The sequence below is a fragment of the Novosphingobium sp. genome (genome assembly GCF_037133355.1).
Taxonomy (GTDB): Bacteria; Pseudomonadota; Alphaproteobacteria; order Sphingomonadales; family Sphingomonadaceae; genus Novosphingobium.
Window position 1 is genome coordinate 70,860 of sequence record NZ_JBAXOI010000010.1, and the last position, 18,376, is coordinate 89,235.

General features: G+C 66.4%; 18 protein-coding genes. 10 read left to right on the plus strand and 8 right to left on the minus strand.

Annotation, left to right across the window (positions count from 1 at the left end):
• Positions 1-14: 14 nt before the first annotated feature.
• Complete coding sequence (locus tag WCL10_RS11675) at positions 15-2,180, minus strand: peptidase domain-containing ABC transporter (protein WP_336895819.1); 2,166 nt, start codon at positions 2,178-2,180, stop codon at positions 15-17.
• Positions 2,180-3,412: an HlyD family efflux transporter periplasmic adaptor subunit gene (locus WCL10_RS11680; protein WP_336895820.1), complete on the minus strand. Its 1,233-nt coding sequence runs from the start codon at positions 3,410-3,412 to the stop codon at positions 2,180-2,182. The genes WCL10_RS11675 and WCL10_RS11680 overlap by 1 nt, the downstream gene beginning before the upstream one ends.
• A 171-nt stretch (positions 3,413-3,583) precedes the next feature.
• Between WCL10_RS11680 and WCL10_RS11685 the strand changes: the two genes are divergently transcribed.
• Positions 3,584-4,984 (plus strand): TolC family protein, encoded by a 1,401-nt coding sequence (locus WCL10_RS11685; protein ID WP_336895821.1) that lies wholly within the window; start codon positions 3,584-3,586, stop codon positions 4,982-4,984.
• A gap of 13 nt (positions 4,985-4,997) precedes the next feature.
• Here WCL10_RS11685 and guaA read toward each other — a convergent pair whose 3' ends face one another.
• Positions 4,998-6,557 (minus strand): glutamine-hydrolyzing GMP synthase, encoded by a 1,560-nt coding sequence (gene guaA, locus WCL10_RS11690; protein WP_336895822.1) that lies wholly within the window; start codon positions 6,555-6,557, stop codon positions 4,998-5,000.
• Positions 6,558-7,095: 538 nt separating this feature from the next.
• Between guaA and gluQRS the strand changes: the two genes are divergently transcribed.
• From gluQRS to WCL10_RS11710, 4 genes are all read left to right on the plus strand, one after another.
• Positions 7,096-7,950 (plus strand): tRNA glutamyl-Q(34) synthetase GluQRS, encoded by an 855-nt coding sequence (gene gluQRS / locus WCL10_RS11695; protein ID WP_336895823.1) that lies wholly within the window; start codon positions 7,096-7,098, stop codon positions 7,948-7,950.
• Complete coding sequence (locus WCL10_RS11700) at positions 7,947-8,183, plus strand: hypothetical protein (RefSeq protein ID WP_336895824.1); 237 nt, start codon at positions 7,947-7,949, stop codon at positions 8,181-8,183. Before gluQRS ends, WCL10_RS11700 begins: the two co-directional genes overlap by 4 nt.
• A gap of 13 nt (positions 8,184-8,196) precedes the next feature.
• Positions 8,197-8,772, plus strand: coding sequence for a cob(I)yrinic acid a,c-diamide adenosyltransferase (locus tag WCL10_RS11705; protein ID WP_336895825.1), 576 nt, complete (start codon positions 8,197-8,199; stop codon positions 8,770-8,772).
• Between the two features lie 85 nt (positions 8,773-8,857).
• Entirely contained in the window at positions 8,858-9,727 is an 870-nt protein-coding gene (locus tag WCL10_RS11710) for a 3-hydroxyacyl-CoA dehydrogenase NAD-binding domain-containing protein (RefSeq protein WP_336895826.1), read from the plus strand.
• Between the two features lies 1 nt (position 9,728).
• Here the strand turns inward: WCL10_RS11710 and WCL10_RS11715 are convergent, their stop codons facing one another.
• Entirely contained in the window at positions 9,729-10,070 is a 342-nt protein-coding gene (locus WCL10_RS11715) for a hypothetical protein (protein WP_336895827.1), read from the minus strand.
• A gap of 171 nt (positions 10,071-10,241) precedes the next feature.
• Between WCL10_RS11715 and WCL10_RS11720 the strand changes: the two genes are divergently transcribed.
• The gene (locus WCL10_RS11720) at positions 10,242-10,712 is read left to right on the plus strand and encodes a thermonuclease family protein (RefSeq protein WP_336895828.1); all 471 of its coding nucleotides are present in this window, start codon (positions 10,242-10,244) and stop codon (positions 10,710-10,712) included.
• A 3-nt stretch (positions 10,713-10,715) separates the two neighbouring features.
• On the opposite strand, the gene WCL10_RS11725 is transcribed toward WCL10_RS11720, so the two are convergent.
• The gene (locus WCL10_RS11725) at positions 10,716-11,351 is read right to left on the minus strand and encodes a TetR family transcriptional regulator (RefSeq protein WP_336895829.1); all 636 of its coding nucleotides are present in this window, start codon (positions 11,349-11,351) and stop codon (positions 10,716-10,718) included.
• Between the two features lie 129 nt (positions 11,352-11,480).
• Here WCL10_RS11725 and WCL10_RS11730 point away from each other — a divergent pair, with 129 nt between their 5' ends.
• Entirely contained in the window at positions 11,481-13,277 is a 1,797-nt protein-coding gene (locus WCL10_RS11730) for a bifunctional metallophosphatase/5'-nucleotidase (protein ID WP_336895830.1), read from the plus strand.
• A 3-nt stretch (positions 13,278-13,280) separates the two neighbouring features.
• Here WCL10_RS11730 and WCL10_RS11735 read toward each other — a convergent pair whose 3' ends face one another.
• The 3 genes from WCL10_RS11735 to WCL10_RS11745 are packed head-to-tail and all read right to left on the minus strand — an operon-like array spanning position 13,281 to position 15,170.
• Complete coding sequence (locus WCL10_RS11735; RefSeq protein ID WP_336895831.1) at positions 13,281-13,784, minus strand: hypothetical protein; 504 nt, start codon at positions 13,782-13,784, stop codon at positions 13,281-13,283.
• Positions 13,766-14,551 carry a DUF1295 domain-containing protein gene (locus tag WCL10_RS11740; RefSeq protein ID WP_336895832.1) on the minus strand — a complete coding sequence of 262 codons (786 nt, stop codon included), beginning with the start codon at positions 14,549-14,551 and terminating at the stop codon, positions 13,766-13,768. Before WCL10_RS11740 ends, WCL10_RS11735 begins: the two co-directional genes overlap by 19 nt.
• The gene (locus WCL10_RS11745) at positions 14,544-15,170 is read right to left on the minus strand and encodes a lysophospholipid acyltransferase family protein (RefSeq protein WP_336895833.1); all 627 of its coding nucleotides are present in this window, start codon (positions 15,168-15,170) and stop codon (positions 14,544-14,546) included. The genes WCL10_RS11740 and WCL10_RS11745 overlap by 8 nt, the downstream gene beginning before the upstream one ends.
• 125 nt (positions 15,171-15,295) lie before the next feature.
• On the opposite strand from WCL10_RS11745, the gene WCL10_RS11750 reads away from it, so the two are divergent.
• Genes WCL10_RS11750 through WCL10_RS11760 form a run of 3 tightly spaced genes read left to right on the plus strand, consistent with a single transcriptional unit; the run spans position 15,296 to position 18,363 of the window.
• Positions 15,296-15,760 carry a MarR family transcriptional regulator gene (locus WCL10_RS11750; RefSeq protein WP_336895834.1) on the plus strand — a complete coding sequence of 155 codons (465 nt, stop codon included), beginning with the start codon at positions 15,296-15,298 and terminating at the stop codon, positions 15,758-15,760.
• Entirely contained in the window at positions 15,753-16,814 is a 1,062-nt protein-coding gene (locus WCL10_RS11755; protein WP_336895835.1) for an HlyD family secretion protein, read from the plus strand. Before WCL10_RS11750 ends, WCL10_RS11755 begins: the two co-directional genes overlap by 8 nt.
• Positions 16,815-16,845: 31 nt before the next feature.
• Complete coding sequence (locus tag WCL10_RS11760; RefSeq protein WP_336895836.1) at positions 16,846-18,363, plus strand: DHA2 family efflux MFS transporter permease subunit; 1,518 nt, start codon at positions 16,846-16,848, stop codon at positions 18,361-18,363.
• The last annotated feature ends 13 nt before the right edge of the window (positions 18,364-18,376 follow it).

Consider the following 18,376-nt stretch of genomic DNA (forward strand, 5'->3'; position numbering starts at 1 on the left):
GATTGCAGCGCCTGTTACGGCGATGAAGTCGTCCGTGCCTTCCAGCCAGCCTCGTCGCTGCGCATCGGGGCTGGCGGCCGATCCTGCACGCGCTGGGTTACCTTGCCGCCCTCGACATGGAGCACGATCTGCGAGGCGGCGACGAGCGCGGGCCGGTGCGAGACGGCCACGCGCGTGATCGGCGTCGCCGCGATCCGACGCGCGAGGATCGCCTCGGTGGTCTCGTCAAGATTGGCGGTGCCCTCATCCAGGAACAGGACATCGGGATCGCGGTACATCGCACGGGCAAGCAGGATGCGCTGGCGCTGGCCCGAGGAGAGCGCGGTGCCCATGTCGCTGACCAGACTCGCATAGGCCATCGGCATCTTGGCGATATCGTCGTGGATCAGCGCGAAGCGCGCGACATTCTCGATCGCGGCCTGATCGGGTTGCGGGTGGAAGAAACAGATGTTGTCGCCCAGCGTGCCGGTCAGCAGGTAATCATCCTGCATCACCGCGCCGATCCGCTCGCGCCAGTCGCCCATGTTCGAGGGGCCGAGCGCATGGCCGTCGATGTCCAGCGTGCCCGATTGCGGGGTGAGCAAGCCGAGCAGCAGACGCAGCAGTGTGGTCTTGCCCGCGCCCGAAGGCCCGACAATCGCCACCATCGATCCGGCAGGGATCGTTAAATTGACCTTGTCGAGCACCGGCGCCTCGTCGGCCGCATAGGCGAAGGTGAGGTCGCGCGCGATGATCGCGGGCGGATTGCCGGTCGGGCCGCGCCCGGCCGAAGCGGTGATCGTCTCGCGCTTCTCGCCCACGATGTCCGAGAGGCGTTCGAGGTGCACGCTCAGCAGGCGCCACTTCTGCCACTGCTGCACCAGCGCGGTGGCGCTGGAGGTGAAGCTGCTGCGATAGGACATGAACGCGAGCAGCATGCCCACCGTCAGCCGCTGGTCGATGACCGCGAGCGCGCCGATGTACATTGTGATGAGGAACGAGAAGCTGAAGATGATGTCTTCGAAGAAGCTCAGCTGCAGGCTGGTCATGCGCGCGCGGTAGGTGGCGGAAATCACTTCGGCATAGCGGTTGCGCCAGCCCGCCTCGCGCTCGGCCTCGAAGCCGTGGAGCTTGATCGCCCGCATCGCACGCAGGCTTTCCATCTGATAGCTGCTTTCCTGCGCGCGGGCGACGAGCTGTTCTTCGGTACGCGCGCGGATCGCGGGATAGACCGCCTGGCTCACGGCGAGATAGAGCAGCGTGCACAGCACGACGATCAGCGCGAGCGGCAGGCTGATCAGCGCCATCACCACCAGCGTTGCCACCAGCAGGGACGTGTCGATCAGGGCATCGACCAAGCCCCGGGTGAGCAATTCCTGGATCGGCTGGATCGAACCGACGCGCGAGAGGATGTCGCCCACGTGCCGCCGCTCGAAAAAGCCCATCGGCAGGCGCAGGAGGTGGCGGATGATATTGCCGCCGAGCTGGAAGGTCAGCGATTCGCCGAGACACAAGGTGACCCAGCTGCGCAGAAGGCGGGCGACCGCCTGGAGCACATAGACAAAGCCGAAGCCGACCAGCAGCAGCGTCAGCAGGCTCACATCGCCCTGGTTCACCGCCTCGTCGATGACCAGCTGGACGAACAGCGGCACGATCAGCGAAGCCACCTGCACCAGCAGCGAGAGCAGCAGCACTTGCAGGATCGCCGAGCGGAAATTGCCGAGATGGCTCCACAAGTCGGACAGGCGCGTCTTCACTTGCGCCTCGATCCGCACGAAGTTTGCGGTCGGGGTCAGTTCCAGCGCCACGCCGGTGAAGTGACGGCCGATCCGCGCCGCTGAAAGGCGCCGCCGGCCGAGTGCCGGGTCGAGGATCGAGACAAAGCCGCGCTCGACCTTTTCCAGCACCACGAAGTGGTTGAGATCCCAGTGGAGGATCGCGGGGAGCCGCAGCTTGTCGAGCTCGTCCACTTCGAGCCGTACCGCACGGGCCGAAAGCTCCAGCTGCGAGCCGACCGCGATGATCTGCCGCAGTGTCATCCCCTTGATCGAGGTGGGGAACATCTGCCTCAGCCCGGCGAGGTTGACGCGGTGGCCATGATGGCGCGCGACCATCGCCAGCGAGGCGAGCCCGCATTCCGCCGCTTCGGACTGTAGGATCGGCTGGGGCCGTCCGGACCAGGGCCATTCGAACTCGGCCATCAGCGCATCGCCTCGACCACGGGTCCGAGGAAAACCTGCCAGAGGTTGCGGCGCTCCAGTTGCAGCTTGCCGGTCAGGGTCATGCCCGGCCGCAGGTTGGCGGCGGTGAAGTCCGGCCGGCGCGAAACCGCACCGATGCGCACGCGGATCCGGAACACCGGCTCGGTCAGGCCAAGGCCGGGATCGATATTGCCCGGATCGGTTGCAACGCCCGCGATCTCGGTCACGGTGCCTGTGCCGGTGCCATATTTCTCGAAGGGAAAGGCATCGAACTGCAGCCGCACAGGTTGTTCGAGCCGCGCTGAGCCAACCGCGCGCGAGGGCGCGTAGAGCCAGACTTCCTGCGCGCTGCCCGCCGGAATGATCGAGGCAAGCGGGCGTTCGGGCCGGGCGAGCTGGCCGATCTCGACCCCGACATCGCCCACCTGCCCGTCGACCGGGGCCGTCAGCACCAGCTGGCTGGTGCGCGCCAGCGCCGCCTTCTGCTCCGAAAGCGAGGCGCGCTGACCGAGCAGAACCGACTGGTTGCGCTCCGCCTCGATGCGCAGCCGCGCGCGCTCGGCCTCGTTGGCTTTCAGCTGGTTGCGCTGGGTGATGATCTGCTCGCCCAGCGCCTCGGCCTCGGCGCGGCGGGCAATGAGCGCCGAGCGGCTGTCCTCGACCTGACGCTGCGTACCGGCGCCGTCGCGCGCCAGCCGCTCGGCGCGCGCGACGGCGGCCTGGGTGATACGCATCTGCTCGCCGGAAAGCCCCCGCTGCCGTTCGAGCGAGGCGATGGTCGCAGCGATGCCGCCGTGCTGCACATCAAGCGCGGCGATGGCCGAGCTGGTCTGCGCAGCCCCCAGTTCGATCTGCCGCCCAAGTTCGGAATTCTGCCGCTCCATCTGGTCAAGCTGTGGCGCAACGCCGCCTTGCCCCTGCGCGACCGAAAGCGTGGCGATGGGTTGGCCGGCCTTTACCTGCTCGCCCACCTTCACGTGGATTGCGACGACTTCGGCCGGCGCGCGCGGGTAGATCCGCGCCACACCCGCGTCATAGGCCACGACCCCGCGCACCGAAGCGGTGCTGGCATAACTGCCGAGGGTGAGGAGCAGCAGAAAGCCGAGCGCGGCGCAGGCGACCAGTCGGGTATAGAGCCGCGACGTGGGCGGAACGGCCGCGATCACCGTCCCGGCCAGGCGATTGCGCCCGGCCTCGATGACCTCATCCCTGAAAAGCCGTTCCTGTATCATGCTTCTGCGCGCAATCCGGGTTTTCCAATCCAGCACCGCTAGGGGAAAAGCCTGAAAACAAGGTAAACCGGTGGTTACCCGGCGCCTGGCCGTTAACCGATTGCGTCGGCCCACCTTGCGAGCTCCGCTCCCTCTCAGGCAATCTTAACCGCTTGTGTCTACCATTGCGGCATGAAGCTCCCTCCCGTCCCGGCTGGGCCCGTGGCCGCCGCGCTTGCCGTGCTCCTCGGCGCGAGCGGCTGCGCCCCGGCGCCGCACCTTGCAAGCGCGCCTCCCGTCGAGGCGGCGCACTGGAGCCTGGCGAGCGACGCTCCGGCAGACGGTCGCCCTGCCGTACCCGCCGATATCGCCACGCTGCTCGGCTCGCCGGACCTCGCTGCGCTGGTGGCGCAGGCGCTGGCGCACAATCCCGATATCGCAGCCGCCAGCGCCGGGATTGACCGCGCGACCGCGTTGCTAGGTGCGGCCCGGCTGGCTGCACTGCCTTCGGTTTCACTCTCCGGCGGGGCGAGCCGTGAATTCGGAAAGGACGGCTCGGCCTTCGACTTCCGCTCGAGTTATGCCAGCCTCGATGTCTCGTGGAATCTCGATCCCTTCGGCCGCATCAGCGGTCCGCGTCGCGCCGCGCTGGCGCGGGTCCGCGCGGCCGAGATCCAGCGCGATCTCGTGGCGCTGGCGGTCGAGACCAATGTCGCGCAGGCCTTTGTGCTGCGCGCCTCGCTTGCCCGCCGCATTGCCATTCTCGACGAAATCATCGGCCGCGCGGTCGAACTCGAACGCGTGGTGCGTGTGCGCTACGAGGCGGGGGCCGCAACGCGCGTCGATCTCGGCCAGCAGTCGATGCGCGTCACCAACCTCAGGCGCAGCCGCACCGAGCTTGTCGAGGCGCTTGACCGGACGCGCACCGCGCTTGCCGTGCTGTGCGGGGCCGAAGCGCCAGCCTTTGCGCCCGCCCCTGCCGCGATCGCCGCCTTCACCATTCCCGATCTCGCCCCGCCAAGCCCCGCGCGCCTCCTTGCCGCTCGGCCCGATGTGCATGCCAGAGAGGCAATCATCGCGGCGAGCGAAGGCGATGTGCGCGCGGCGCGTGCTGCTTATTATCCCGCGCTAAACCTCTCGGCCCAGGGCCTGCTTGCCGATTTCTCCGGCGGCGCGCTGACTCGTTCGGTCACGCTCGGCGCCTCGGTGCTGGCGCCGATCTTCGACCGCGGCCGGCTCCGCGCCGGGCTCAAGGTGTCCGAGGCCGAACAGGCCGCTGCGGTCGAGGACTACCGCGCCACCGTGCTCGCTGCCCTGTCCGAGGTCGAGAACCTGCAGCGGACCATGGCCGCCGCGCGCGAGCGGGCAGCGCTCGTCTCCTCGATCACCAGCGAGGCCCGCCTCACCGCCCGGCTGGCCCATGCGCAATACATCGAGGGCGAGGAGGATCTGTGGACCCAGATCGACGCCGAACAGCTCCTTGCCAACGCCGAGGACGCCCAGGTGCTAAGCCTGCAGGAACGCCTGCTCGCCGAAATCGCGCTCTATCGCGCCATGGGCGGCTACCATCCGTCGAACGTGGCGCAGCGCTAGCCGCGCGCCGCGTTCATTCCCACTCGATCGTGCCGGGCGGCTTCGAGGTATAGTCGTAGACCACGCGGTTGATGCCCTTGACCTCGTTGACGATGCGCGTCGCCACGCGGCTCAGGAAGCCGGCGTCGAAGGGATAGATGTCGGCGGTCATGCCGTCGGTCGAGGTGACGGCGCGCAGCGCGCAGACCGCATCATAAGTGCGGAAATCACCCATCACGCCCACGGTGCGCACCGGCAGCAGCACGGCGAAGGCCTGCCAGATCGCATCGTAAAGCCCGGCGTTGCGGATTTCCTCGAGGTAGACCGCATCGGCCTTGCGCAGGATATCGCATTTCTCGCGCGTCACTTCGCCCGGAATCCGGATGGCAAGGCCGGGGCCGGGGAAGGGGTGGCGGCCGACGAAGACCTCGGGCAGGCCCAGTTCGCGGCCGAGCGCACGGACTTCGTCCTTGAACAGCTCGCGCAGCGGTTCGACGAGCTTCATGTTCATCCGCTCGGGCAGGCCGCCCACGTTGTGGTGGCTCTTGATCGTCACCGAAGGGCCGCCGGTGAACGAGACGCTTTCGATCACGTCCGGATAGAGCGTGCCCTGCGCGAGGAAGTCCGCGCCGCCGACCTGCTTGGCCTCGGCCTCGAACACGTCGATGAAGGTCTTGCCGATGAACTTGCGCTTGGCCTCGGGGTCGGTGACTCCGGCAAGGCCGCCCAGGAACAGTGCCGAGACGTCCTTGTGGACCAGCGGGATGTTGTAGTGTCCGCGGAACAGGCTGACGACCTGCTCGGCCTCACCCATCCGCATCAGGCCGTGGTCGACGAAGACGCAGGTGAGCTGATCACCGATCGCCTCGTGGATCAGCACTGCCGCCACCGCGCTGTCCACCCCGCCCGAAAGGCCGCAGATCACGCGGCTGTCGCCCACCTGCTCGCGGATCTCGGCGATCTTGGTCTTGCGGAATTCGGCCATCGTCCAATCGCCGGTGCAGCCGCAGACATGGCGCACGAAATTGGCGATGAGCTTGCCGCCATCAGGCGTGTGGACCACCTCGGGGTGGAACTGGGTACCGTAGTAGCGCTTCTCGTCGTTGGCGACGACTGCGAAGTGCGCCCCGTCGGACATCGCGACGGTGCGGAAGCCCGGCGCAAACTGGGTCACCTTGTCCTCGTGGCTCATCCACACCTGGTGGCGCTCACCGACGGCCCAGAGCCCGTCGAACAGCACGCAGGGTTCGGTCACGGTCAGGAAAGTCCGCCCGAACTCACCGGAATCGCCCGGTTCGACTGTTCCGCCGAGTTGCTGGCTCATCACCTGCTGGCCATAGCAGATGCCCAGGATCGGAAGACCGCTGTCGAACAGAACCTGCGGTGCGCGCGGACTGCCTTCGGCGGGGACGCTTGCGGGGGAGCCCGAGAGGATGATCCCCTTGGGCTTTATCCGGTGGAACGCCGCTTCGGCCTGAGTGAAGGGGGCGATTTCGGAATAGACCCCCGCCTCGCGCACGCGGCGCGCGATCAGTTGGGTCACCTGGCTGCCGAAGTCGACGATCAGGATCGATTCTGAAGGCTGGAAGGTCATGACAAGCCGATAATGGCGCGCGCCGCACCTGTCCAGCGAGGCGGGAAAAAAGCCTTCCATTGCGATTGCATGACATGCATCTGGTTTAGAAAATGCCTTTCGCTTGAAATATTAATACTTCCCCAAAGGGTAATATACAGAAAAATCCAGCTTTATCAGCATATCACCTGTCACCATTCAATGATTGCATATTTTGCAATCGCACTTGCTTTGTTCGCACTTGCAGCGCGCGCCGGGAAGCCTATTTGCGCCCTCGTTCCAACCGCTCCTGCAAATTCCCACCCTGCCGGCGCGCGACGAACGGGAGAGGTCCCCTGAAAGAGCCCAAAACAGGAGGACAACATGCGTAATATCACGTCGGCTATCGTCTCGCTCGTTCTGGCTGCTGGCATCAGCAGCATGTTCTTCGGCGCCACGCTCGTCTGAGCCGGCCCAGGTGAGCGGCAACCCGCAACGCGGGCTTCCCAAACGAAACGGCTGCCTTACCCTTTAAGGCAGCCGTTTTTGTTTTCCGGCCGGGCAGCTATGGTCCGCCCGCATGAACCCGCCTGCCATTACCCGCTTTGCCCCCAGTCCCAATGGCCCACTGCATCTGGGCCACGCCTATGCGGCGATCATGGCCCATGATCGTGCCTCAGGCTCCGGAGGGCGTTTTCTCCTGCGGATCGAGGATATCGACGGCGCGCGCAGCCGCGCGGAACTCGCGGACGAATTCCGCGCCGATCTCCACTGGCTGGGCCTTACTTTCGAGGAAGTGCCCTCGCAATCCACCCGCATTGGCCAGTACCGCGAGGCGGCCGACAATCTTCGCGCGATGGGCCTCCTTTATCCCTGCCGCTGCACCCGCGCCGAAGTGGCCGCCGCCGCCACGCTCCATGGGCCGGACGGTCCGATCTATCCCGGTACCTGCTTGCGCAATCCGCCGCTGTCCTCGTCCGATCCGGTCTGGCGGCTGGATGTCGAGCAGGCGTCCGAACTGGCCGGCCCGCTCACCTGGTTCGACGAGCGGCGCGGGCCGCAAAGCGCGCGTCCGGCGATGCTCGGCGATGTCGTGATCTGGCGCCGCGATGCCCCGGCCAGCTATCATCTTGCCGCGACGCTCGATGATGCCACGGACGGTGTTACCGTCGTCACGCGCGGGGCAGACTTGTTTGCCGCCACGCACATCCACCGCCTGCTGCAAGTGTTGCTGGGGCTGCCAGAGCCGCGCTGGCTTCATCATGGCCTGCTCGTGGGGCCTGACGGACGCAAGCTTGCCAAGCGCCGCGATGCGCCTTCGCTTGCCGATCGCCGCCGCGCCGGCGAGGATGGCCGCGCGCTGGCCGAGACCTTGCGCGCTACCCGCTTTGACACTGGCGTTTCGTTCAGCGACAGCCTAGACCTTGCGCCATGATCATGCTTCTTGTCCCAGTGATCCTCGTGCTCATGGCACTGACGGTCTATTCGCTGCTCCGCGGCATCGGCGCGTTTCTCAACAGCACCAAGGCCGAGCTGGATGGCGACAGCACGCGCGCGACCGAGATGCAGCTGCTGCAAAACAAGATGATGTTCAACCGCATCAAGTATCAGGGCCTTGCCGTCGCGGTCGTGGCGGTGCTCCTGCTGCTGACCCACGGCGGCCGCTGACGCTTCCGTTTCCGTGGTCAAGCTCAACAAGATCTACACGCGCACCGGCGATCAAGGCACGACGGGCCTTGTCGACGGCTCGCGCCGCGCCAAGCACGATCTGCGACTCGAAGCGATCGGCGAGGTGGACGAACTGAACAGCGCCATCGGCTTCGCAGCGCTCGCGCTTGAGGCTGATCGCGGCGCTGCGCTCCACCGCATCCAGAACGACCTGTTCGATCTCGGCGCCGATCTGGCGACACCGCTGGGTGACATCGGCGGCGCCGACTTCACGCCTTCCGAGATGGTCCTGCGCGTCGTGTCGGCCCAGCCCGATCGGCTCGAGGCGGAAATCGACACGCTCAACGCCGCGCTGCCCCCGCTTACCAGCTTCATCCTGCCCGGCGGCAGCGAAGGCGCCGCGCGCGTACACCTTGCCCGCGCGATTGCCCGCCGCGCCGAACGCGCCGCCACCGCGCTCGCTGCGGCCGAACCGGTGAACCCCGCCGCGCTGGCCTACCTCAACCGGCTTTCGGACTATCTCTTCGTGCTCGCCCGGGCGATCAATGCCGGGAAAGACCCGCTCTGGGTCCCGGGCGCCTCGCGCTAGCCGCACTCTCAATTTGGCTGCTTCCCCGACGCGCCAAACCTCACTAGGCAGCGCGCAAACGCAATATCAGGCAGGGGTTCAAGCCATGCAGACAATCGCAGTCATCGGTGCCGGGCAGATGGGTTCGGGCATCGCCCAGGTCGCAGCCGCTTCCGGCAAGTCCGTGCTGCTCTCCGATATCTCGCTCGCCCTTGCCGAAGCCGCGCGCGCGAAGATCGAGAAGGGCCTGATGAAGCTGGCCGAGCGCGGCAAGATCCCCGTCGAGGATGCCGTGGCCACCGTTTCGCGCATCACCCCGGTGGGCGATTATGCGCGCCTTGGTGAAGCGGACCTCGTGATCGAGGCGGCGACCGAGCGGGAGGACATCAAGCACAAGATCTTCGCGGCGGCGGGCGAGCACCTCGCGCCCGGCGCGATCATGGCCACCAACACCTCATCGATCCCGATTACCCGCATGGCGGTCTCCTCGCCCGATGCAGCGCGCTTCATCGGCATCCACTTCTTCAACCCGGTGCCGCTGATGAAGCTGGTCGAGGTCATCCCCGGCCTTGCCACTTCGGTCGCCACAATCGAGGCGGTGCGCGGCTTTGTGGCCGATATCGGCAAGGAAATCGTGCTTTCGCAGGACGAGCCGGGCTTCATCGTCAACCGCATCTTCGTGCCCTTCATCAACGAGGCCGCGTTCGTTCTGGGCAGCGGCACAGGCTCGATCGTCGATATCGACAAGGGTGTGAAACTCGGGCTGAACCACCCGATGGGCCCGCTCGAACTCGCGGACTTCATTGGCCTCGATACCTTGCTCGAGATCATGAAGATCTACCTCGCCTCGACGGGCGATCCGAAGTACCGCCCCGCGCCGCTCTTGCAGAAGTATGTCGAGGCGGGCTGGCTCGGCCGCAAGTCGGGCCGCGGCTTCTATGACTACAGCGGCGAGGTTCCTGTCCCGACGCGCTGAGCTATTGGTCGGTGGCGGGGTCCGCGTCCTCGTCGGCTTGGTCGGGGGTGAAGGGCACGGTGCGATACTTCGGATCGTTGCCATCCTCGCGGCGCGGCAGACCGTCACGCACAACTTCGGGGCTTGAAGGGTCGTAGCCCTGATCCTCGCCCAGCCGGCGCTTGTCATCTTCGGCCCATGACCGGAACTGGTGTTCGCGTGCTTCCTCGCTCGCGCGCGCATCCGGCTTTGTGCCGGTGAGCCAGGCGCCTGCTCCGGTGGTGGTGAACATCACCGCGCTCACCGCCATGAGCACGGCCCAGACGAGAGCGTACCAGCGGCTGCGGAAAAGCAGTTCGTACACGAGAGGGTGGATCCGGACAGTTGCGCTTACGCAAGAATACGGGGTGTGAGGTTAAGGAACCGCGAAGGCGCGTGTCGCACTCGAAAAATCCCTGCGTATAGCGCCTAAGTTTCTGTTATATAAGTAATTTTTGGGCAAGAACAAAACCCGAAAATCAGTCACGCCGGGGGGATGAAGCACACATCCCCCCTCGCTGCTGCCGCGCTTGCCGCCCTGTCCATCGTACTGTCGCTCGCCTTCCCGGGAGGCAGCGCCGCTCTGGTCGCCGCTCCGCCGGGCAGAGACCGCGAGGTGGCCGCATTCGCCCTGTGCAAAGGCCCGGCGCGGATGACCTGCGTCGTCGATGGCGATACCTTCTGGTACCAAGGCCTCAAGATCCGGATCGCCGATATCAATGCGCCCGAACTCGGCCACCCCTCTTGCGCTTATGAGGCAAGGCTGGCCGAAGCGGCGACCCGGCGGCTCACCGACCTGCTCAATGCCGGACCCTTCACGCTCGCGGTCGAGGGGCGCGACACCGATCGCTATGGCCGGGCGCTGCGCGTGGTCATGCGCGGCGGGGAAAGCCTTGGCGGGGTGCTGGAGCGCGAGGGCCTCGCCGAGCACTGGCACGGCCGACGGGGCGATTGGTGTGTGGTCTGAGGATCAGGCCGCGCGTAGCCCGGTAACGCCCTTGGCCCCGCGATCTTGCGCCGAAAGCCCATCGAACGCGGCATCGATGATGCGCGCCAGCTTTTCCTCGGTCAGTCTGTCCATCAGCATGCCCATCACGCCGATGTTGCAGTAAGGCGCAACAATCTGGTTGATCAGGCTGAGCGTCATGTCGATGTCCAGCCCGGCGAAGAAGCCCTCTCCCATCGCCTCGGCGATGATCATGCTGAGATAGTGATCGGCCAGATCGACATAGCTGCGCACTTGCTCAAAGTATTCGTTGCCGAGTTCGACATACATCTCGTGCGCCACGGGATCGGCGCGATAGGCGTCGCGCATCATCACGAACCGCCGGGCGAAGAACTCGTACATCTTGCGGCGGGGCGGCAACTCGCTGGAGACCACCTCCTCCATGATCGCAACCTTGGGGCGGAACCAGTATTCCGCCACGGCCTCGAGCAGCGCTTCGCGGCTTTCGAAATAGCGCAGGACCTGCCCTGGCGACATGCCGGCCCGGACCGCGACTTCCTGCATAGTCAGCGCCTGCCCGCCGCGCTCCTCGATCAGAGCGCAGGCCACCGCGACCAGACGCGCCTGTGCGGCTTCGATATCGCTATGCGGGCGTGCCATGCTAGGATCCTGTCGCCGGGGAGGCCTTTGTGCCATTCTAGGGACTGACGCGCCCGGTTTCAATCGAGCCCATGGCAATTGGTCGATTCCAGTGCGCTCAACGTCGGAAACAAGTAAGGAAGGACCCCGATGTACCTAGGCGAATTGTGGCGCCACAGGGCGCTGGCCGGGGGGCTGGCGCTCACCGCGCTGCTCGCGGGCTGCGCCGCGCCGCATGGCAGCGGCGTGGTCGCCTCGGTGCCGCCGCCTGGCGCATCGAGTATCGGGCCTGTCGATGTGGCCGTGCTGGCCTTCAACGACTTTCACGGCAATCTCGAACCCCCGCGCCAGAGCGTTGCCATCCCGGACGGGCAGGGCGGCGCCGCGCAGGTCCCGGCGGGCGGTGCGGCCTGGCTCGCCAGCGCGCTCGATGCCTTGCGTGCGCGCCACACCTATTCGCTCACCGTGGCGGCGGGCGATCTCATCAGCGCCTCGCCGCTTGCCTCCTCCTTGTTCCTCGATGAACCGGCGATTGAAGTGCTCAGCCGCCTCGGGCTCGACTATGCCGCCGTGGGCAACCACGAGTTCGATCGGGGGACGAAGGAGCTGCTGCGCATGCAGTCGGGGGGCTGCGAGAAGCTCACCGCGCGCGAGCCGTGCCAGCTCGAACATTTCGCCGGTGCGCGGTTCCGCTATCTCGCCGCCAGCACGCTGACAGGCTCGGGTACGCCGCTGCTTCCTGCTAGCGCGATCCGCGCATTCGGCAGCGGCGCGGCCCAGGTGAAAATCGGCGTGATCGGCCTTACGTTGAAGGGCACGCCGATGCTCGTCAATCCCGCAGGGATCGCGGACGTGACCTTCGCAGACGAGGCCGACACGATCAACGCCGAGGTTCCGAAGCTCAAGGCGCAAGGGGCCGATGCGATCATCGTGCTGATCCATCAGGGCGGCAAACAGAGCGGCGCGCCCGATCCAAATGGCTGCGCAGGATTTGATGGCGAGATACTGCCGATCCTCGCGCGCCTTTCACCCGGGGTCGACGTGGTTGTCTCGGGCCATACCCATGCCGACTATATCTGCGAGCTGCCGAGCGCCGATCCGGCGCGGCCGGTGCTGCTCACGAGCGCGGGGCTCTATGGCAAGGAGCTGACCGAGATCACGCTGACCATCGATCCTGCCTCGCACCGGGTCGCCGCGCGCAGCGCGCGCAACCTGATCGTGCAGTCGCAGCCGTTTACATCGGCCAAGGGCCCGGTCGCGCTCTCGCCGCTCGCCCCGCAGTATACACCTCGCGCGGATATCGCCGCCTATGTTGCGCGCTATGTCGATGCCGCGAAGGCCTTTGCAACACGCCCGGTGGGCAAGCTCTCGGGCCCGGCGGACCGAGGCGAAGCGCCCGCAGGCAGCACCGGCGGGCCGCTGGCCCATCTCATCGCCGATGCGCAGCTCGCCGCGACCCGCAGCGCTGGTGCCCGGATCGCCTTCATGAACCCTTATGGGGTGCGCGCCGCGCTGGTCCCGGCGGCGGACGGCACCGTCACTTTCGGCGACATCTACCTCGCTCAGCCCTTCGGCAACGCGCTCGTGACCGAGACCTTGACCGGCGCCGAGATCAAGGCGGCGCTCGAACAGGGCTTCGACGCGATCGGGCCCGAGCAGGTGCTCGCGCCCTCCGCAGGGTTCGTCTACCAGTATGATCGCCGCCAGCCGATCGGCGGCCGGATCACCGCGATCACGCTGGACGGCAAGCCGCTCGATCCCGCCGCCAGCTACCGGGTGACCCTGAACGGTTTCCTCGCGCTCGGCGGCGACGGCTTCACTGTGTTCAAGGCAGGGCGCGATGCGGTGACCGGACCGACCGATATCGAGGCGTTCGAAAGCCTGTTCCGCAGCAAGGCCCTGATCGATGTGCCGCGCGACGCCCGGACGATCGACGCCGGCGGCTGACGGTTATCCCAGCAGCCAGCGCCCCAGCAGGCGGTGGAACGGAAAGGTCAGCGCGCCCGCCGTCAGCAGTCCGCCGATCACCAGCCCGCGCACGGTGGCCCGGTGTGCGGCATGGTTGTGCGCCCGCGCCGTCAGCACCAGCCTGGGCGTTTGCACCGCAACGAAGGCGCTCAGAAGGTGGATCACGCTGAAATGGCCGTGATTGGTCTCGAGTATCCAGAAGCTGTCCACTGCCGAGGTGAACATGGCTTCGGCCCAGACATAGCCAAGCATGCGGTGGCGGCGCGTGCCGCGCTTTTGCCACAGGATCACCGGGGTGAGCGAAAGCGCGACCAGCACGGTGCCGAGGTGCATCCAGATGGCGAGGGGCACCGTGCCCCAGTCGGCATGACCGCGCACCGCAGCGGCCAGCGCGGCGATGAGCAGCGCGATCGCGGCCCATCCCAGTATCCGTTCAAGCCGGTCCGGAGCGAGCGGCTTTGCCGGTTTCAGCGCTTGGGCGGCCAAGGGATGAAGCCCGAAGTGCGCCGCACATATTCGGCATAGTCTGGACGGCGCTGGACGAGGCCCTTCTCCAGCAGCGGCTTGCCCGACCAGCGGGTCAGCGTGAACGTCAGGAATACAGGCCCTGCCAGCGAGGCAAGCGCCACCGGCAGTCCGGCCTCGCTCGCCGCCAGCCAGATCCCCCACCACACACAGGTATCGCCGAAATAGTTGGGGTGGCGGGTATAGCGCCAGAGCCCGGTATCGAGCACGCGCCCCTTGTTGGCCGGGTCAGCGCGGAACTGCGTCAATTGCCAGTCGCCGATGGTCTCGAATGCAAATCCGAGGAACCACAGCGCGCCGCCAGCCATGGCCAGCGGGCCGATCTGCGCCGAGCCCGAGGCCAGCACGCCAAGCTGCGCGGGCAGGCAGGTTACATATAGCAGCACGGCCTGCACCGCGAAGACCCGCGCCGCCGCCGCGCCATATTTGCCTGCCTTGCGCGCCTTGCCCAGCATCCGGGCGTAGCGCACGTCCTCGCCGTGCGCGCGCCAGCGGGTGTAGAGGTGCCAGCCAAGCCGCGCGCCCCAGATCACCGCCATCGCGGCAATCAGGCTCGCGCGGGGGCCTTTTTCAGCGGCCTGCGCCCAGGCCGATGCGGCAAGAACCGCCATCGCGGCGCCCCACACCGCATCGATGAAGCTCACATCCTCGATCCGCGCCGCTGTCCATGCGAACAGCGCCATCATCACCGCCAGTGCCAGCCCATTGACGATCAACCCTTCAAGCATCGAACATCCCCGCAAAGTCCTTGATCCCGCGCTCCGGGTGCTTGGGCGTCACGCTCTGGTAGATCTCGGCGACTTGCCGCATGTCTGCCCTGTAGTCGCCCGTCGGCATGATCGCGGGACCGAGCCCGCCGACCTTGCGGCCATAGTCCATTAGCCCAACCACCATCGGAACCTGCGCGCCGAGCGCAATGTGATAGAAACCCGTGTGCCACTGCTGCACCGCCTTGCGCGTGCCTTCGGGCGCGATGGTGAGCGCAAAACGATCACGCCGGGCGAACTCGGCGATCATCGCCTCAACCACGTTGTGGCGGGCCGATCGGTCGATCGAGATGCCGCCCATGTCGCGCATGAAGCCGCCCATCGGCCAGCGGAACAGGCTGTCCTTGGCCATGAAGTGCGCATCGATCCCCAGCTCGTTCACCAGGCCGAGGAAATACACGAAGTCCCAGTTCGAGGTATGCGGCGCGGCGATGATGACGTAGCGCCCGCCCGGCGGCGGCGTGCCGACGGCTTTCCAGCCCTGCATCCGGTAAAAACCCAGAAGAGCGCGCTTGACCACGCGCGAGGACAGGCTCGCCCGCCCGCCTTCCGGCACCTGTTCGCCTGCGCCTGCGTTCATCCGCCTCTTCTCCCCCGGCGCATTCCTAGCGGGGCGGATCGGGCTTGTCGAAGGGGTTCCCTTTGGTGTCACCTGCCATTTTAGCCTATCTTGACTATAATAAGCATAGTTATTATGTGCATGCCATGCAGAACAACATCGCGTTCCTCACTTCGGACGTCAGCCGCCTCCTGCGCAAACGGTTCGATGTGGTCAGCCGCCGCTTCGGCGTGACCGGCCCGCAATGGCGCATGCTCGCCGCGCTGCGGCGCACCCCGGGGATCAACCAGGGCGCGCTCGCGCAGTGGCTGGAAGTGGAGGCGATCACGGCGGGCCGCATGATCGACCGGCTGGAGAAGTCTGGCATGGTCGAGCGCCGCGCCGATCCAAATGACCGCCGCGCCTGGCGCTTGTTCCTGACTGACGAGGCGACACCGCTGCTCGACGAGTTGTTCGGCTGCGCGACCGAGGTCTTTGACGAGGCACTGCAAGGCTTTGCGGCGGGCGAGCGCGATCTGCTGCTCGCGCTCCTCGAACGCGTCCGCGCCAACCTGCTCGAAGATGCGCCGCCCGAGCGAACCGCCAGCGAAGGAGCACTTGCCCATGGCTGAGGCGGATCCCTTCAAGACCGGTGCCTCGACCGACGAGCGCCGTTCGGCCACGCGCGTGCGGCGCCTCCGGCTCGTTGTCATGCTGCTTGTGCCTGCGCTCATCGTGGGCGGGGCGCTCACCTGGTGGTTCGGGCATCCCGGCGAGGTCTCGACCGACAATGCCTACGTGAAGCAGGACATTGTCTCGATCGCGGGCGAGGTGAACGGCTTGATCGTGGCGGTAAACGTGCGCGAGAACCAGCAGGTCAAGGCCGGCGACGTTCTGTTCCGCATCGATCCGACTTCCTATCAGGTAGCCATGCAGCAGGCCGATGCGCAGATCGCCGGTGCGCAGGCGCGGATCACCGCGCTGCAGGCCGACGTGGGCGCGAACGCGGCCGATATCGCCGGCGCGCGCGACGATCTCGCGCTCGCCGAAGCGCAGTATGCCCGCGAAAAGGCGCTGCTCGACCGGGGCTTCAACACCCGCGCGCGCATGGACGAGGCGGTCCACGCGGTTGCGGCCGCGCGTGACAGGCTCGCTTCGATCTCGGCTGAAGTCGCCAAGGCTGAGGCCCAGCTAGCCACCGGTGCGCAGGTGCCCGGGCTCAATCCGCAAGTCGCCTCTGCGCAAGCCACGCGCGCCAAGGCCGCGCTTGATCTCTCTCGCACCGTGGTGCGCGCGCCGGTCTCGGGCCGCGTCACGCAAGTCACGCGGCTCCAGATCGGCCAGATGGTCTTTACCGGCGTACCGATGCTTTCGATCGTGCGCGAAGGCGGCGCGCGGGTAGAGGCGAACTTCAAGGAAACCGATCTTGCCCGCATGCGCCCCGGTCAGCCTGCCGAGGTCAAGCTCGACGCCTATCCCGGCCTCAAGCTCAAGGGCCATGTCGATAGCATTGGCGCAGGCACAGGCTCGGAATTCTCGGTCCTCCCTGCGCAGAACGCCACCGGCAACTGGGTCAAGATCACCCAGCGCGTACCGGTGCGCATCGCCATCGATTCGTCCAGCGGCGATCGTCCGCTGATCGCAGGCCTCAGCGCGAACGTGACGGTGCATGTCGGCGACAAGTAACCCCGCGCCGCAAGGCGCCCAAGGGCCGGCAATGCTGGTGAGGCACCGCCCGCTCGTCTTTACAGCGGTGATGGCCGCGATGATCATGCAGGTGCTCGACACCACCATCGCCAATGTCGCCCTGCCGCATATGGAAGCCTCGCTCTCCGCCACGCAGGAGACGATCAGCTGGGTGCTGACGAGCTATGTGCTGGCCTCCGCCGTCGCGCTGCCGCTGGGCGGCTGGCTGGTGGACCGGTTCGGAATCCGCACCATGTTCACGCTTTCGGTAGCCGCGTTCACCGCCGCATCGATCCTCTGCGGCCTTGCGCAGAACCTCGAGGAGATGGTTGCTTGCCGGGTGGTTCAGGGCGTGGGCGGCGCGTTTCTTTCGCCCTTCGCGCAGACAGTGATGCTAAATGCCAGCAGCGCGCAGGAACGGCCGAAGATGATGGCGCTGTTCACCCAGGGGGTCATGCTCGGGCCCATCGCCGGGCCCTTGCTCGGTGGCTACATCACCGAAAGCTATTCGTGGCGCTGGGTCTTCTTCATCAACGTGCCGATCGGGATCGCCTCGGGCCTCGTGCTGTGGTGGCTCTTGCCGCGCCAGCCGGCCATTCATCGCCCGATCGATCTGAACGGGTGGCTGCTTGTCGCATTGGCGCTCGCCTCGTTCCAGCTCATGCTCGATCGCGGCCCCTCGCAGGACTGGTTCGGCAGCGTGGAAGTCGTGACTTACGCCGTGATCTGGGCCTGTACCGGCTGGATGGCGATGGTGCACCTTTTCACCACAGAACGTCCGCTGTTCCCGGGGCGCCTCTTTTCCGATGCCAACTTCGTCGCCAGCCTCGTGTTCATGTTCCTGATCGGCTGCGTGATGATGGCGGTGCTCGCGCTGCTGCCGGGGCTGCTCCAGGGCATCTACGGCTATCCGGCAGTCGATGCCGGCTGGCTGCTCGCTCCGCGCGGGCTGGGCCTGCTGGTCACAATCACGCTGCTGGGCAAGTGGATCACCAAGATGGATCCGCGCATTGCGCTCACGATTGGCATGGGGCTTTCGGGCTGGTCGCTCTGGCTCATGGCAGGCTGGTCGCCCTCTATGCCGATGACGCCGATCTTCATCACTGGCCTTATTCAGGGCGTGGGCATCAGCTTCACGATCATGCCGGTCAACCTGATCGCCTTTGCCACCCTGCCACCCGAACTGCGCACCGATGCCGCAGGGCTCACCAACCTTATGCGTTCTATCGGCGCCTCGATCGGCATTGCGGTATGCACCTTCATGCTGGCGCGGGGTGTGCAGGTGAACCACGCGGAAATGGCCGCACGGATCACGCGGATGAGCGCGCCTTTCGATCTCGATCGCATCACTGCATTCAGCGGCGTATCGGAAGCGGGGATGCGGGTGGTCGATGGCATGGTCAACAAGCAGGCGGCGATGATCGGCTATCTCAACGATTTCTATTTGATGGGTCTCCTGTGCTGGGCGGCGATTCCGGTGCTGTTCTTCGTCAAGGCCGGCAAGCCTGCGATGGCGGGCCCCCAGATGGCAGCAGCCGCAGATCACTAAGCGGTTGCTGGCG

Excerpts from the sequence above, each read along its gene's own strand:
- WCL10_RS11675 (WP_336895819.1), bottom strand. The coding sequence starts at position 2,180 with ATGGCCGAGTTCGAATGGCCCTGGTCCGGACGGCCCCAGCCGATCCTA.
- WCL10_RS11680 (WP_336895820.1), bottom strand. The coding sequence starts at position 3,412 with ATGATACAGGAACGGCTTTTCAGGGATGAGGTCATCGAGGCCGGGCGC.
- WCL10_RS11685 (WP_336895821.1), top strand. The coding sequence starts at position 3,584 with ATGAAGCTCCCTCCCGTCCCGGCTGGGCCCGTGGCCGCCGCGCTTGCC.
- guaA (WP_336895822.1), bottom strand. The coding sequence starts at position 6,557 with ATGACCTTCCAGCCTTCAGAATCGATCCTGATCGTCGACTTCGGCAGC.
- gluQRS (WP_336895823.1), top strand. The coding sequence starts at position 7,096 with ATGAACCCGCCTGCCATTACCCGCTTTGCCCCCAGTCCCAATGGCCCA.
- WCL10_RS11700 (WP_336895824.1), top strand. The coding sequence starts at position 7,947 with ATGATCATGCTTCTTGTCCCAGTGATCCTCGTGCTCATGGCACTGACG.
- WCL10_RS11710 (WP_336895826.1), top strand. The coding sequence starts at position 8,858 with ATGCAGACAATCGCAGTCATCGGTGCCGGGCAGATGGGTTCGGGCATC.
- WCL10_RS11720 (WP_336895828.1), top strand. The coding sequence starts at position 10,242 with ATGAAGCACACATCCCCCCTCGCTGCTGCCGCGCTTGCCGCCCTGTCC.
- WCL10_RS11725 (WP_336895829.1), bottom strand. The coding sequence starts at position 11,351 with ATGGCACGCCCGCATAGCGATATCGAAGCCGCACAGGCGCGTCTGGTC.
- WCL10_RS11730 (WP_336895830.1), top strand. The coding sequence starts at position 11,481 with ATGTACCTAGGCGAATTGTGGCGCCACAGGGCGCTGGCCGGGGGGCTG.
- WCL10_RS11740 (WP_336895832.1), bottom strand. The coding sequence starts at position 14,551 with ATGCTTGAAGGGTTGATCGTCAATGGGCTGGCACTGGCGGTGATGATG.
- WCL10_RS11745 (WP_336895833.1), bottom strand. The coding sequence starts at position 15,170 with ATGAACGCAGGCGCAGGCGAACAGGTGCCGGAAGGCGGGCGGGCGAGC.
- WCL10_RS11750 (WP_336895834.1), top strand. The coding sequence starts at position 15,296 with ATGCAGAACAACATCGCGTTCCTCACTTCGGACGTCAGCCGCCTCCTG.
- WCL10_RS11755 (WP_336895835.1), top strand. The coding sequence starts at position 15,753 with ATGGCTGAGGCGGATCCCTTCAAGACCGGTGCCTCGACCGACGAGCGC.
- WCL10_RS11760 (WP_336895836.1), top strand. The coding sequence starts at position 16,846 with ATGCTGGTGAGGCACCGCCCGCTCGTCTTTACAGCGGTGATGGCCGCG.